General features: G+C 36.1%; 14 protein-coding genes and 1 tRNA gene. 11 read left to right on the forward strand and 4 right to left on the reverse strand.

Features of this window, described 5'->3' with window-relative positions; all coding sequences use genetic code 11:
- Positions 1–6: 6 nt before the first annotated feature.
- Positions 7–369 (reverse strand): 30S ribosome-binding factor RbfA, encoded by a 363-nt coding sequence (rbfA, locus tag BMX49_RS09375; protein ID WP_034720178.1) that lies wholly within the window; start codon positions 367–369, stop codon positions 7–9.
- Between the two features lie 320 nt (positions 370–689).
- Between rbfA and mce the strand changes: the two genes are divergently transcribed.
- From mce to BMX49_RS09425, 9 genes are all read left to right on the forward strand, one after another.
- Positions 690–1,103 (forward strand): methylmalonyl-CoA epimerase, encoded by a 414-nt coding sequence (gene mce / locus BMX49_RS09385; RefSeq protein ID WP_034720182.1) that lies wholly within the window; start codon positions 690–692, stop codon positions 1,101–1,103.
- Between the two features lie 353 nt (positions 1,104–1,456).
- Positions 1,457–1,530: transfer RNA gene (locus BMX49_RS09390), tRNA-Ile, on the forward strand.
- Between the two features lie 194 nt (positions 1,531–1,724).
- Positions 1,725–2,837, forward strand: a complete 1,113-nt coding sequence (locus BMX49_RS09395; RefSeq protein ID WP_034720185.1) for a DUF8808 domain-containing protein — start codon at positions 1,725–1,727, stop codon at positions 2,835–2,837.
- Entirely contained in the window at positions 2,825–3,691 is an 867-nt protein-coding gene (locus BMX49_RS09400) for an HIT family protein (RefSeq protein WP_034720187.1), read from the forward strand. The genes BMX49_RS09395 and BMX49_RS09400 overlap by 13 nt, the downstream gene beginning before the upstream one ends.
- 69 nt (positions 3,692–3,760) lie before the next feature.
- On the forward strand, positions 3,761–4,606 hold the full coding sequence (locus BMX49_RS09405; RefSeq protein ID WP_051803805.1) for a hypothetical protein: 846 nt from the start codon (positions 3,761–3,763) through the stop codon (positions 4,604–4,606).
- 246 nt (positions 4,607–4,852) lie between these two features.
- Entirely contained in the window at positions 4,853–6,283 is a 1,431-nt protein-coding gene (locus BMX49_RS09410; RefSeq protein WP_034720188.1) for a leucyl aminopeptidase family protein, read from the forward strand.
- Positions 6,284–6,424: 141 nt separating this feature from the next.
- The gene (locus tag BMX49_RS09415; RefSeq protein WP_034720189.1) at positions 6,425–6,730 is read left to right on the forward strand and encodes a hypothetical protein; all 306 of its coding nucleotides are present in this window, start codon (positions 6,425–6,427) and stop codon (positions 6,728–6,730) included.
- A 278-nt stretch (positions 6,731–7,008) separates the two neighbouring features.
- Entirely contained in the window at positions 7,009–7,722 is a 714-nt protein-coding gene (locus BMX49_RS09420; protein ID WP_034720192.1) for a 3-ketoacyl-ACP reductase, read from the forward strand.
- Positions 7,723–7,823: 101 nt separating this feature from the next.
- Positions 7,824–8,525: a glycerophosphodiester phosphodiesterase family protein gene (locus tag BMX49_RS09425; protein ID WP_034720194.1), complete on the forward strand. Its 702-nt coding sequence runs from the start codon at positions 7,824–7,826 to the stop codon at positions 8,523–8,525.
- 7 nt (positions 8,526–8,532) lie between these two features.
- Here BMX49_RS09425 and BMX49_RS09430 read toward each other — a convergent pair whose 3' ends face one another.
- From BMX49_RS09430 to BMX49_RS09440, 3 genes are all read right to left on the reverse strand, one after another.
- Positions 8,533–10,656 carry a Tex family protein gene (locus BMX49_RS09430; protein WP_034720196.1) on the reverse strand — a complete coding sequence of 708 codons (2,124 nt, stop codon included), beginning with the start codon at positions 10,654–10,656 and terminating at the stop codon, positions 8,533–8,535.
- Between the two features lie 165 nt (positions 10,657–10,821).
- A complete protein-coding gene (locus BMX49_RS09435) occupies positions 10,822–12,054 on the reverse strand; it encodes a DUF2254 domain-containing protein (RefSeq protein WP_034720198.1) in 1,233 nt (410 codons plus the stop codon).
- 10 nt (positions 12,055–12,064) lie between these two features.
- Positions 12,065–12,979 carry a mechanosensitive ion channel family protein gene (locus BMX49_RS09440; RefSeq protein WP_034721450.1) on the reverse strand — a complete coding sequence of 305 codons (915 nt, stop codon included), beginning with the start codon at positions 12,977–12,979 and terminating at the stop codon, positions 12,065–12,067.
- Between the two features lie 170 nt (positions 12,980–13,149).
- Between BMX49_RS09440 and BMX49_RS09445 the strand changes: the two genes are divergently transcribed.
- On the forward strand, positions 13,150–14,463 hold the full coding sequence (locus BMX49_RS09445) for a sigma-54-dependent transcriptional regulator (protein ID WP_034721451.1): 1,314 nt from the start codon (positions 13,150–13,152) through the stop codon (positions 14,461–14,463).
- A 425-nt stretch (positions 14,464–14,888) separates the two neighbouring features.
- On the forward strand, positions 14,889–14,966 hold the full coding sequence (gene kdpF, locus BMX49_RS14940; RefSeq protein WP_126337198.1) for a K(+)-transporting ATPase subunit F: 78 nt from the start codon (positions 14,889–14,891) through the stop codon (positions 14,964–14,966).

Genomic DNA, 14,966 nt, shown 5'->3' on the forward strand with positions numbered 1-14,966 from the left:
TAAAGATTAAAGGATTGGATTATCGCCTTCGCCTCTCAATTCTTTTTCAATTTTTTCCACGTCGTCCAAAGTCGTATCCAGGTAGAAATTCAGTTCTGGAATAATCCGAACCTGCTTGCCCATTTTCTGTCCGATAAAATTGCGGTACTGCGCTTTATTAACCAGAATTTCTTTCATAATATCTTTACGGTATTCTGTTGGAAAAATACTCAGGTAAATTTTGGCAATGCTCAAATCTGCCGTTACTTTCACATCAGAAACCGAGATTAAAAAAGACTGTTTGCTTTCCGAAGCTTGTTTACGGAAATATTCAGCAAAATCTTCTTGAATAACTTGGGCGACTTTTCTTTGTCTGTTGCTTTCGTTCATGCCGCAAATTTACTACTTTTGTTTGAATTATTTTGGGCGTGCCCATTTTTTGCCAACGCTCTTATCCAGCTCCGAAAAATGGTCGGTCTACGGGCAGTCGCTTTTTTCTGCCCCCGCCAAACCAGCCGCCGAAAAAGAGCTCCAACAATGCCCTCCGCCCTCACGCAAACCCGATCTAAAATGAAAACCATTTATTAACTCAAAAATTGATCATATCTAAAGTTTTTATATTTCGATTTTTCATTCTACCAAATAAATTTTAATATTACTCATTACTCATTACTCATTACTCATTACTCATCACTCATCATCCATCAATCATGAAACTAGAACACCTCGGTATCGCCGTAAAATCACTATCAACTTCCGACGACTTATTCGCTAAACTATTAGGCAAAGAAAACTACAAACAAGAATCAGTAGAAAGAGAAGGAGTCACCACTTCCTTTTACGAACTCGGAGAATCTAAAATTGAACTGCTCGAAGCCACCAATCCAGAAAGTCCCATCGCCAAATTTTTAGACAAACGCGGGGAAGGAATTCACCACCTCGCTTTTGGTGTCGAAGACATTTACGCAGAAATCGAAAGATTAAAAGCCGCCGGATTTATTTTCATCTCCGAAGAACCGAAAGACGGCGCCGACAATAAACTCATCGTTTTCTTACACCCAAAATCCACCAACGGAATTTTAATCGAGTTGTGTCAAGAGAAAGGGGAAGAGCCAAGTAAATAGTAAGAATAGTCAAGTAGTGTGAATGGTCAATAGTGAATAGTGAATTTTTTAGTCAGTCTATTTATCAACTGCTTGCTCAAGTAAACAATGTACCTTAAATCTCTTGTGATCTTTGCTGAGTGAAACGCCTTTGCGTCCTAAATAGTCATAATATTTTCATCATAATGGTAAGATACTTCGCGAACTTTGCGCTAAATAGGAATTTGCATTATTCTAATATTCCTTCAAACAAAACCTAAAACCAATTTTTTCCACAACTTTCTCAGGAAAAACCCCAAATAAATTTTGATTATTTCAAAAAAACGCTATTTTTGCAAACCAATTGAGACGGTATTTCTTCGGAAATAAAGTTAGGCCCTATAACTCAGCTGGTTAGAGTAGCTGACTCATAATCAGCAAGTCCCTGGTTCGAGCCCAGGTGGGGCCACAAGATTGGAACAGAAGCACTTACCGTGAGGTAGGTGTTTTTTTTTTATACATTACTGTAACTTCTGACTCGTACTAAAAATATTCTTGTGAACATTTATGAGTGACAAATTTATTTTAACATTTTAATTGTAATATTGTTGTGAGAACACATGAAGCTTGAATGTTTTATATTATTATAATGAATTCTACTAAATGAAAGAAACTTTTATCAACATCAGTAAAATAATTGAAAGAGATAGTAAATCGACTACGTATAAATTTGCTTTATTAAGAGGAACTATAGACATAATTCAAGAAAATTCTCCTTTCATTAAAGTCAAGACGGAAACGGTAGAAATTCCATTAGGTTTACTAATTATAAAATGGATGATCTACTATTATCCACTTTTGGATAGTTCTATTTTACTTCCTCAAATAAATGGTAAGAATTCAAAACTCGCTTTTCAAGATAAATTTCTTCCGATAATAAATTATTACAACAGATATGGTGGTTTATCTGCCTTTTATAATGATCTTAGAGTTAAAGGTATTAGTAAAGAAGTTAATTCCGAATTTTATGAATTAGTCAAAGAATTGAGAAGGAATATCGTGATAAATCCAATGAAGTTCATTGGGAATTCGATTAATAAAAGTTATTATTCCATATACAATTACCAAACAAACTCAACATTAAGAAACACAGAAGTTCAGAATTCTAATTGGCTTGTTAAAGGTTGCGGCACTTTTTCAATTCCTACTAAATATTTTGAAGCATTTAAAATTCTTGGAAGTTTTATTAGTGGATCGGATAATGTATTATTTAAATGGGCTGAATTTTCGGTGAATGCAAGTGGTAAAACATTAAGTTCTGAAAAAATAATATCAGAAATTCTTAAAAGTCCAATTACAGAAAGAGAAATTTCTAGTTCTAAACAATTATATAAGTCCATTTTAAGAGAATCAGGAGTTGTAGCGTGCGTTTGGACAGGAATTAAAATTAGTAATTACGATATTGACCATGTTATTCCATTTTCAATTTGGAAAAACAATGACCTTTGGAATTTACTGCCAGCAAAATCAACAATCAATAATAAGAAAAGAGACAAAATTCCATCATCTGAATTAATTACAAAACAGAAAGAGGTAATTATTCATTATTGGGAAATTATACATAATGCAGAAGAACAAAGATTTTTGGAGGAAATTCAAATTACACTGTTAGGGAATAGTCTTACCAGTAATTGGCAAAATAATGCATTTAACCAACTTTTGAGAACATCAAAATATTTTATTGAAACAAGAGGTTATGAGCCATGGAATATATAAAACGTAATTTAAATAGTCACCTAACCGCAATTGAAAGAACATCACTTTCGTACCCTGCTCGCATTCTCCAAAAACAAGACAAATTACTGGGAAAAATTCTTGACTTCGGATGTGGTATTGGTAAAGATGTAGAACTTTTAAAAGAGAAAGATTTTGATATTATTGGTTACGATCCTTTTTATTTTCCAAATTTCCCGACCGAAAAATTTGACACCATTTTATGTTTTTATGTTCTAAATGTTCTGCTTCCAGAAGAACAAGCCGAAGTTTTAATGAATGTTTCAAGTTTACTTAAACCAAATGGAAAGGCGTATTACTCGGTCAGAAGAGATATTCAATATGAAGGTTTTAGAGTTCATAAAATTCATAAGAAAGAAACATTTCAATGTATTATTAAACTTCCATATTTCACAATATTTAAGAATGAGAATTGTGAAATCTACGAATATGAATCCTACACCACTTTAAATAAAGGAAATACAGATTTAAGTCCATTTTTGATAGGAGAGGAAACCAGAGAATTACTCGTTGAAACTGCGACTGTTTTTTCTTTCTATGATAAATTCCCAGTTTCAAAGGGACATGCTTTGATTGTTCCGAAAAGACTGGTTTCCAATTATTTCGACTTAACGTTTAAGGAGCAAACTGCTTGTTGGATTGTTGTCAATAAGGTTAAGAAAATTCTACAAGAAAAATATGATTCTACGGGTTTTAATATTGGAATAAATATAAATGAAGATGCGGGACAAACAATTTGGCATTCTCATATTCATGTAATTCCGAGGTATAAAGGCGATGTTGAAAATCCACGAGGTGGAATTAGAGGGGTTATTCCTCATAATAAAGAATATTAAAATTTTATAAAAATACTTTTAAGATCAACTTTTCCAACTCATTTCTTTAAATTTGCCTCTTCAATTTTAATGAAGAAATATCCAACCATGATCGATAAAAACTTCTATCTCGAAAACCTCTCAGCCTTTGATATTCTCATTCAGGATGAAGATCGCAAACAAGCTGAGGAAGTTATTTTTAGAGTATACAGCATTTTGCAACGCGATAAAATTTGGCTTCGAGACATCGCAACGGAGGAAGAAATCTTTGAAGAAGATGCTGAGCTTTTGGAAGAAGTAGAAGAGGAACTAAAAGAACTCGATGAAAAATATAATTTCCGTTTTGATGATTTTTACAAATTAGTTCAGCAAGAGATGAAGAAAATTCAGTCAACTTCAAATCTTAATAATTCGGAAGAGGATGAATTCGATTCAGGAGATGAAACTTTTGAAGAGAAAGACGAAGATGAATTTGACGAAATCAATGAAGATTTTGAAATACAAGATGAAAAAGATTTAGAAGAAGATGAAGACGATGAAGAGAATACCGACACTTTAAGCCATTTATCAGATGAAGAAATAGATCTCGTACCCGAATATATTCTGGCAAGCGCAAAAACAAGATTTAATTATCCTGAGTTTTTAAAATCATTTCCAATTGCTGATGAAGAATTGGTAGAGGAACAGTTTCTTTTTCCCATCATTGTCGGAAAAGCATTTGGAGAAACCGATATTGAAATCGCGGGAAAAATTCATTCAAATTTCGTGATGAGTGGTTATCAAATTGAAATGAACGACCTCATCACTACGATTGAACAGAAAGGAAAAGAACTGGGATTGGAGATTCTAGTCTTTAAAGTTGCCTCTGATTCTTTACATCAAGGGGCGCATCCAACTGCCGTGGTTGAACAGATTTCACAATTATTGAAAGGATAATTGTTTCAGAATGCTTTATCTAAAATAACATTAGAAAAAGATTGGTGATTATTTACTGACCTTTTTTATTTTCATTACGGATTTAAGAAAACAAGAACCGTTAGAAAACACTTGCGCAAAAACTTTGATTTAAAAAGTTTATCAATTATATTGAGCATCCAGTTAAATTAGTATGTTTTTGATTTACTGAAGACTGATAATTGTTGCGACGCAGCACCTTTTAAATTATAAAATAAAGAATTAAAAATGATAAATAATTATTTAAACGCAGAGTTAATATCGAACTCACAAAACGATAATATAAAAACTAATCAGTTAGAATTACTTGTTAATCAAAATGATGAGGTTTCAAACCAATATCCAAAAACGGTGGGCGAATCGATTACAGAAGCCTTCGAAAAAAAGAAAAATAAAGTAATCATCACCAATGGCGAGGTTCAAAATTTTTTAATCGCTCTTCCAAAAACAGATCTTGAAAGTTTAAGATTGGCGGGAGCTTCGGCTTTTCAGGCTTTGAAAAATGAGAATTGTAAAGAGGTCAACATTAATGATGTAAAGGATTTAGATGAAAATCAAAGAGTCGCTCTTCTTGAAGGTTTGCTTCTGAGCAGCTACAGTTTTTCTAAGTATAAAAAAGAGAAATCAGAACTTCAGATTAAAATTTTCTGTTCTCCGAAATTCATCGATCAAAAGTCTTTGACTGAATTACAAAAACTTGCACAAGCCGTCTCGATTACAAAAACGATGGTGAATGAACCGCCCCAATTTATGGATGCGCTGAAATTCTCAGAATACGCCATAAAAGCAGGAAAACAATTCGGTTTTGAAACAGAAATATTAGGAAAGGCAGAAATTGGAGCCTTGAAAATGGGCGGACTTTTAGCCGTCAATCAAGGTTCTAGCACGCCGCCAACTTTTAACACTTTTCATTACAAACCAGAAAATGCATTGAATGAAAATCCCTTGGTCTTAGTGGGCAAAGGCGTTACGTTCGATACGGGTGGTTATTCCATTAAGGTCGGTGGAAATATGACGTCCATGAAATCCGATATGGCGGGTGGCGCCGCGGTGGTCGGGATTATTTCCGCCGCCGCAGCAAACAAATTACCTTATCATATCATCGGTTTGGTGCCAGCAACGGACAACAAAATTTCGTCTGATGCTTTGGTGGTCGACGATATCATCACCATGATGGATGGAACTACGGTTGAAGTACAAAATACCGACGCAGAAGGACGTCTGGTTTTGGCTGATGCGCTAACTTATGCAAAACGCTTTGACCCTGAACTGGTTATTGATATGGCGACTTTAACCGGAGCTTCGGCGGCCATTACGGGTTCCTTGGGAATTGCTATGGCTGGAAATAATGAAGAAAATATTACGCAGCTGAAATCTTCCGGAGAAACTACTTACGAGCGATTATTACAATTACCGTTCTGGACAGAGTTTGAAGAATTATTGAAATCAGATATTGCCGATTTGAAAAATATTGGGGGACCGATTGGTGGTGCGTCGACGGCGGGAAAATTTCTGGAGCATTTCACCGATTATCCTTGGATTCATTTAGATATTGCCGGCGCCGCTTTTGTGAAAGAGGCAAAAGGCTATCGTCAAAGTGGTGCAACTGGCGTGGCCGTGCGATTGGTGTATGATTTTATTAAAAATAAATGTAAATAAAAGTTTCAATAATTGATGCGAATTTTATTTATTGACTTCAATTAAAACTTAATTTAAGGCGCGGGAGTCTAAAAAATTCCGCGCTTTCTCTTTCTTAAAATGTTGCTTAAATTGATGACAGTAATTTTAAAATCTGGCTAAATGGAAAAAGAACTCGCACTATCAACTGTTGTCACCAAACTCGAGCTTTCAAATAAGAATGTTCAGGAACAATCTTATGAGGCTCAATTTGAGTTATTGAGTCAGTTTATCAATCAGTTGATCCAAACGGATTTCAACCGTTTACTTGTAATTCTCTATCGCGTGGATATTTCAGAAGAAAAATTAAAATTAAACCTGGCAGAAAATAAAGACCAACAATATTCTTCCCGAATCATTGCCCAAATGCTCATCGACCGTGAATTAGAAAAAATTATTTCCCGCGCAAAATATAAAAACAAGGAATAAATATTTTCACTTTAATAGTAATTATAGCTTGCACAAATTTCCATAAGTTCTTATAATAAAATCAACTTTGACCACAGCTAAGAACAATTAACCTTTGCTGAATGAAACGCCCCTGCCTGCCGGCAGGCAGGTTTGCGCTCGTAATTATTTAGAAGCATTTAAATTAATTCTTAGCGCCTTTGCGTTAAAAAAAATTTCAATTAATCAGGAATTTTTTAACCTCTCAACAACCAACCAAAATCCGATTCCGTAAATTTGTCTTCTAAAAAATAAGGAATATGAATCTAAAAGGAAAAAACGCCATCGTAACCGGTGGAGGCAGAGGACTGGGAAAAGCCGTGGCTTTACTTCTAGCTAAAGAAGGCGTGAATATTGGCATTACTGGTAGAAATGAAGAAAATCTAAAGGCGACCGTGGCAGAATTGAAAGCGATAGGAGTTAAAGCTTCATATGCCATCTTCAGCATGGACGAAGAATCTGCCGTACAAAAAGGAATTGCAGATTTAGCTAAGGATTTAAGTGGAGTAGATATCCTAATCAATAACGCCGGGATCGGTGACTTCGGAAGCATCGAAGAAATGCCGACGGAAACTTGGGAACAAGTCATTAAGACCAATCTTTTCGGGGTTTATTATGCGGCAAAAGCAGTCTATCCATTTTTAAAAGAAAAAGGAGCGGGAGACATTGTCAATGTAGCTTCAACAGCTGGTTTAAAAGGTGGACCCAATATGTCAGCATACGCAGCTTCGAAAGCGGCCGTCGTTTCTTTATCACAATCAATGATGGCGGAATGGAGAAAACAGAATATCCGCGTCATTACTTTAACGCCAAGTACCATCGCTTCTGATATGTCAATTCAAGGTGGCTTGACCGATGGAAATCCAGACACTGTACTTCAACCCGAAGATTTTGCAGAATGGGTGCGAGATATTTTAAAAATGAATAGAAGAGCGTTAATCGCCAACGGTTCCATCTTCTCCACAAATCCGTAACTGAAATTCCTGTGAAATACTCGAGAAAAATTAATTTTCTTTTAAGAGCAACAAAAGTAGGTTTTGCCTGTTTTTGTTGCTTTTTATTTCAAATGTGTACTATGCAAGTAAAACCTCAACTCATCGCACACCGGGGATATTGGCAAACGAATCCTCCAACCGTACAAAATTCGATTCAAGCTTTAGATAATGCGCAAAATTTAAAGATTTATGGGACGGAGTTTGACGTTCAAATGTCGAAAGATGGCGTGTTGATAATCAATCACGACGAGCATCATTTCGATATGGGAATTTCGGAAACCAATTTTGAGGAATTGATAAACCAAAAATTAAAAAATGGTGAGAATATTCCAACTTTGAAGGAATATTTAGAAAAAGGGAAGAAGAAACCATCTTTAAAACTCTTCGTAGAACTGAAACCAGCTAATTCCACAGAGAAGGAAAATGAGTTGGTCTACAAAACAATTCAAACAGTTAAAGACCTGAACTTGGAATCACAGACCGAATTTATTTCTTTCAGTTTAAATATTTGTGAACGGATCAAAGAATTGGAACCAACATTTAAAGTTCACTATTTGAATGGAGATCTTTCTCCTTCAGAGATAAAAGCAAAAAAATTAGACGGTATAGATTATCATTATTCAGTTTTCCTGAACAATCCGACTTGGATTTCTGAGGCAAAAACTTTTGGATTAAAAACCAATTCCTGGACGGTCAACGATGTTGAAACATTCGAAAAACTAACAAAGCAAGGTATTGATTTTGTCACCACCGACATCCCAGATCAACTGAAAAGTAAATAGAAAAGCTTCACAAAATCATACTCAACTGCACTCTTTTTCGATCTTCATCAACTTCTACAATTCTCACTTGAACGTGCTGATGCAGTTTCACCACTTCATTCACATCCGACACAAAACCTTCTTTGAGTTGCGAAATATGAACGAGGCCGCTTTCCTTAATTCCAACATCTACGAAACAACCAAAAGCCGTAATGTTATTCACGATTCCAGGTAGAATCATTCCGGGTTTTAAATTTTTAATGGATTTTACAGAAGGATCAAACTCAAATACTTTAGCCGATTTTCGTGGATCTAATCCCGGTTTTTCCAGCTCTTTTAAAATATCTTTGATTCCTAAAATACCGATTGTTTCGGTAATATAATTTTCTGGATTAATGGTTTTAATCTGTTCTTTATTGGCGATGAGGTTTTCTGTTTTCAGTTCCAAATCTTTCGCCATCTTTTCGACAATCGCATACGCTTCCGGATGAACCGCTGAATTATCTAAAGGATTTTTACCCTGCGTAATTCGAATAAAAGCTGCGGCTTGTTGATAGGCTTTTTCTCCCAACCGTGGCACTTTCTTTAATTGTTTACGATCTTCAAATGCTCCATTTTCAGCACGATAAGTCACGATGTTTTCCGCCATCTTTTCACCGATTCCAGACACATAACTCAATAAAGATTTACTCGCCGTGTTCAAATTAATTCCGACTGAATTCACACATTTCATCACCGTAGAATCCAGTTCGTTTTTGAGTTGCGATTGATCGACATCATGTTGATATTGTCCGACGCCAATGGACTTCGCATCAATCTTTACCAGTTCTGCCAACGGATCCGACAATCGTCGTCCGATTGAAATCGCGCCACGAACCGTCACATCAAAACTGGGAAATTCATCGCGCGCAATTTTACTCGCCGAATACACGGAAGCTCCAGCTTCTGAAACTACAAAAACCTGCGGTGGATTTTCAAATCCAATTTTTTTAATGAAAAATTCCGTTTCGCGACTGGCCGTTCCGTTCCCAATCGAAATTGCCTCAATTTGATAGGCATTGACCATCGACCGAATTTTCTTCATCGCCATGCCCGCATCATTTTGAGGAGCGTGTGGGTAAATGGTTTCGTTGTGCAGTAAATCTCCTTTCTCATCCAGACAAACGATTTTGCAGCCGCTTTTAAATCCGGGATCAATGGCCAGAATTCTTTTCTCACCCAAAGGTGGCGCGAGTAAAAGTTGACGCAGATTTTCGGCGAAAATTTCAATGGCCTTTTGATCTGCTTTTTCTTTAGCTTCTTGCAATGCTTCGTTTGAAATGGCAGGCTCCAGCAACCTTTTATAACTGTTTTTAATAGCTAAAGAAATCTGATCAGCGCATTCATTATTGGAAGTAATGAGGGCGTTTTCAATAAAGTCAAGTGCTTCTTCTTTATCGATTTCTATTTTTGTTTTTACAAAACCTTCTGTTTCTGCACGCAGCATCGCCAACAATCGGTGCGATGGAATTCTGTTCAAACTTTCTTCCCAGTCAAAATATTGTGAAAATTTCTGAGCGGCTGCTTCCTCCTTATTAGCTTTGACCACTTTTGAAGTGATCAGCGCTTTTCTTTGAAATAACCGGCGAAGATTTTTCCGGACATACCCATTTTCATTAATCCATTCCGCCAAAATATCGCGCGCACCTTGCAATGCTTCCTCTTCAGTAGAAACCTGATCGTTAAAATATCTGGATGCTAAATGCTGAAGATCTTGAATATTCTGACTCATGATCATCTTTGCCAAAGGTTCTAAGCCTTTTTCTTTTGCGGCATCTGCTTTGGTCTTTCGCTTTTTCTTGTAAGGCAAGTACAAATCTTCCAACTCTTGAAGATCAAAACTTTTTTCAATTTTTTGTCGCAAATCTGAAGATAGAGCTCCTTGGTCCTCAATTGTTTTTAAGATGCTTTCTTTTCGCTTTTTGATTTCTTCAAACTGTTTATTCAATTTGAAAATAGCTTCAATTTGAACTTCATCAAGGTTTCCCGTGGCATCTTTTCGATATCTCGAAATAAAAGGAATGGTGCAGTCTTCCGCCAATAGTTTTAGCGTGGCAGTAATGCTTTGGTCGGAAATGTTGAGGGTTCTTTTAATAAAATCAGCGTGCGTCATAAAGCGTTTTTGGAAGCGCTAAAATAGAACTTTTAAGATTAAAAGAAGGGAGCTTTTCCTGAAAAGTCGTTGATGAAAACTCAGTAGAGTTCTTAGGAATTGACTTTAATGGTAATAAAATACATTCGTCAAGGTTGAGAAATCTTAAGGTAAATTTCTCTTTCTTTAATTTGAAATCTGATCACGGCGGTTTTGAACTTTAATCGTCCACGAATCGAGTAAATTCACATATTTGTTCTGATGATCTTGAATTTTCAACTGCTCCAACATATTTAAAAAAGTGGTCTGAATATAATCGTCGTCTTTTCCGTAGTTCCAAATCGGTTGCAGGCATTGTTCAAACAGCGTCGCAAAATCAGCGGAGGGAATTTGAATCACTTGGTCACCTTCCGCAGTAAAAATAAATTGAGGTAGTTGATTATACATTTTAAATTCAAAAAGAGCAAAGAGCGCATGCATGGATAAAACTGCAGTTCCTGGATCATTAATTCCCGGACTCAAAGCTTTCAATGCGATTTCTGCTAATTGCCGAAATCCGTATTCTGCATTTCGGTCAATCGGTTGACCCGTGAAAAAATCAGCACAATCTGCTATTTCTTTCGTTATTTCGGAATCAATTACTTCATCACTATATACTTTCATACATGGCGTTCCTTTTAAAATAAACTGTCCTTGCGGAAAAAGAAAGCTAATTTTAAATTGATGTTGATCTGCTAATTCCAGCAACTTTTTGTGATTAAAACCTTGAAAATAATCTGATTTCTGAGCTAATATTTGAACGGAATTTCGATTTTGCCAAGGATTTTCTTCCTGCTTTATTTCTTTAAAATCAGCTTCCATTGTTTTAAATGTTTGTTTACGAACGCGATCAATAACCGTTTCATATTTCACCGTTTGGGTGACATAATCTAAAAAATAAATAAATAAGAAAATATCGATAACGGTCAACAAAAGAAGCAGATAAATACTGAAAGCGGGCACATAAATCCCACTCGAAATATCCCGAATCGTACTCAATAAAAATAAAGCATAGACAATGGTTCCGATATAAATCCCCAGAATTACTTGCTGAAACCGATTTTCAATCATGCTGTTCAGCACGCGATTGCTCATTTGCGATGCGGCCTGATTTAAGACAATCATCACCATTGAAAAACTGAAAACCGTAAGCGAAATAATAGCGCCCGCGACCGTTGAAATAATCGTTCGGGCTGTGCTTGCATCTTTTAAACTTAACCAGCTGAGGTTTGATTTTATTTCTTTGCCGTAATCAGAAAAATCGAAAATTAACATTCCCCACGAAAGCACCAAAAATCCCACCGCGATAAGTGCCGGATAGAAAGCGATACTCTCAATCATTTTATGGTAATAAATTCTAAGCCACTTGCTGAAACTCATTTGATGCTGTTTATGGGTTAAGAGGGAAATCGCTTTTCGTATTTAAAATATCAATCGGAAAAGGTTTGGCTGAATCGTACCATTTAATTTCCTGAATATCAGACGGAAGTGAAAAGCCTTCTTGCATCAACACTTCTTTGACCAGTCTGATGATTTCACTTTTAATTTCCAAAACTCCTTTTTTATAATCCAAGGTGTCGGCCCAGAAATAGGTGCGCAGATTGACGGTACTTGTCGCCAATTCTTCTACTACTGTAAAAGGCTCTTTCTCTTTAATCATAGTCGCCGTCGGTTTAATAGTTTTAAAGATTAGCGAAATTGCTTCCGTGATATTATCTTCATACGCAATCCCAACAACAAAGTCTAATCGAATTTGACCATCCCGCGTAAAGTTAGTTACGGGTTCTTTAACGACAATTGAATTGGGCAAGAAAACATCTTTCTCATCAAAAGTTTTAATGTGGGTTGTTCGAAAGTTTAAGGCTTTAACATGACCGGTAAAATCTCGAATTTGGATGGTGTCATCTAAACTGAAAGGTCTGTTGAAGGCTAATATTAATCCACCCAAAAAATTCTCGGCAATGTCTTTAAAGGCGAACCCAAAAATAAAAGCAGAAATTCCGGCACCAGCCAGTAAACCTTTGGCAATTCCACTTAAACCCATTGTTTGCATAGCGAAAATAATTCCGACAATGATAAGAACGACCTTTGCAGTCTTGCTGAGGAAGTTAACAAAAAGAGGGTCGTGCTCCGCATTTAAAAATCTCCGTTTTATCAACGCAGACATATATTTTGCAACGTAATAAAAGATGAATAAAATGAGTACTGCTAAAGCGATACGCGGTAGAGATTCGACAAAATTATTCCAATATTTAAATATAGAATCTTGTAAACCTTGGGTAAAACTGATGGGATTATCTTTCATTTTTTTGATTGTTAAAAGGAGCGCTTGTTCAAATTTACATTTTTCTGCATATGCCACCGAATACTTGATGAGGATTATTTTTACGAAACAAAATGTTCGAGAAACAATACTTGAGAGAATCATACAAATCTTTACCTACTTTTGTATTCAAATTTAAAATTCATCCAACCTTGACCGCAAGAATATTAATCATCGACGACGAATTAAAACTCCTCAAACTTTTGGGAATGATTATCACCAACGAGGGCTACGAAGTTTTTCAAGCTTCTTCCGCGCGTTCGGGAATGAATATGTTGGCGAATAACCCAATCGATTTGGTTTTGTGTGATGTTCGATTGCCAGACGGTTTCGGCGTTGATCTGGTGAAAGAAATTAAAACCAAATATCCGCATATTGAAATTATTTTGATGACGGCTTATGGTAATATTCCCGATGGCGTTCAAGCGATGAGAAACGGGGCGTACGATTATATTGTGAAGGGCGACGATAACGAAAAAATCATTCCGCTGGTTGCTAAAGCTTTGGAAAAAGTAAAAGACAACGTCAAAAATATGCAGCTTGAAAAGGCGAATTCCAAAACCGATTTTTCGAATATTATTGGGAAATCGCAAAGTTTTTTGTATTCCAAGATGCTCGCAGAAAAAGTAGCGACTACTGAAACTGCTGTTTTATTAACGGGCGAAACAGGAACGGGAAAAGAAGTTTTTGCCCATGCTATTCATCATGAAAGTTCCCGAAAAAACGGGAAGTTCATGGCGGTCAACTGTTCGGCTTTTGGGAAAGATGTTTTGGAAAGTGAACTCTTTGGCCATAAAAAAGGAGCTTTTACTGGCGCGATTTCCGATAAAAAAGGATTGATCGAAGAAGCACAGAATGGAACTTTATTCTTAGATGAAATTGGAGAAATGCCTTTGGAACTGCAATCTAAAATGTTGCGCGTTTTAGAAAGTGGAGAGTTCATCAAAATGGGAGATATCAAAATCTCCAATTCTAATTTTCGTTTGATTGCGGCGACTAACCGTGATTTGAAAGAAGAAAGTCGCCTTGGAAATTTCCGCGAAGATCTTTATTTTCGATTAAATATTTTTGAAATTCACCTTCCGCCGTTGCGCGAACGAAAAGCGGATATTCGAGATCTAACCCGATTTTACATCGATAAATTTTCCACAAAAATGAATTTGAAAAATATCAGTGTCTCCGAAGATTTTTACAAAAAATTAGAGAACAATTCCTGGAAAGGAAATATTCGAGAATTAAAGAATACGCTTGAAAGAAGTCTGATTTTAATGGAAAATAATCAACTTTCTGCCGAAAATTTACCGACCGCCGAAAGTGCGAATACTTTCGCTATGTCTTCTGTGGAGAAAGATCATATTCTGAAAGTGCTGAGTTATACGAAAGGGAACAAAGCCGAGGCAGCGCGCCTCCTGGACATCGGCATTGCGACATTGTATCGGAAACTGGAGGAATACCAAATGAAATAGTAATTTCTTTCTTTTCATTTTCTAAAAAATTCACTCTAAAGCAATAGCGAACCTTGCTTAGTGAAATCGCAGATTCGACGAAGTCAAATGCTTTTTCGCACTAAATTATTCATAACCTTTATAGCATTGCAAAGATCCTTTGCGTCTTTGCGTCTAAGAAATTCCGCGCTTTTCCAACCAAATAAATTCTCAATTTGAGAAATCAGCCTATCAAAATGATAGGCTTTTCTTGTTTAAAAAACAGTCAAAAGTATCCTAACGGACTGACTATCAATTGTCTGATAAGTGGTGGATTCCTTTTTGGCATAAAGCCACTAAACCCTTAAAAAATTAAACAATGTTGACCGTCATTTTACTCTCTGTTGGAATCGGAATCTTTTTCCTGCTGGCAAAATCTATTAACTTTTTTGATAAAATTTAAAACTATGTGGATCCTATTTGTGCTTTCCCTCGCAGCATTTGGTTACATCTGCTACGTCTTAATCAAACCCGAAAAATTTTAA

Origin of the sequence: Kaistella antarctica (genome assembly GCF_900109615.1) — a bacterium.
Classification (GTDB): domain Bacteria; phylum Bacteroidota; class Bacteroidia; order Flavobacteriales; family Weeksellaceae; genus Kaistella; species Kaistella antarctica.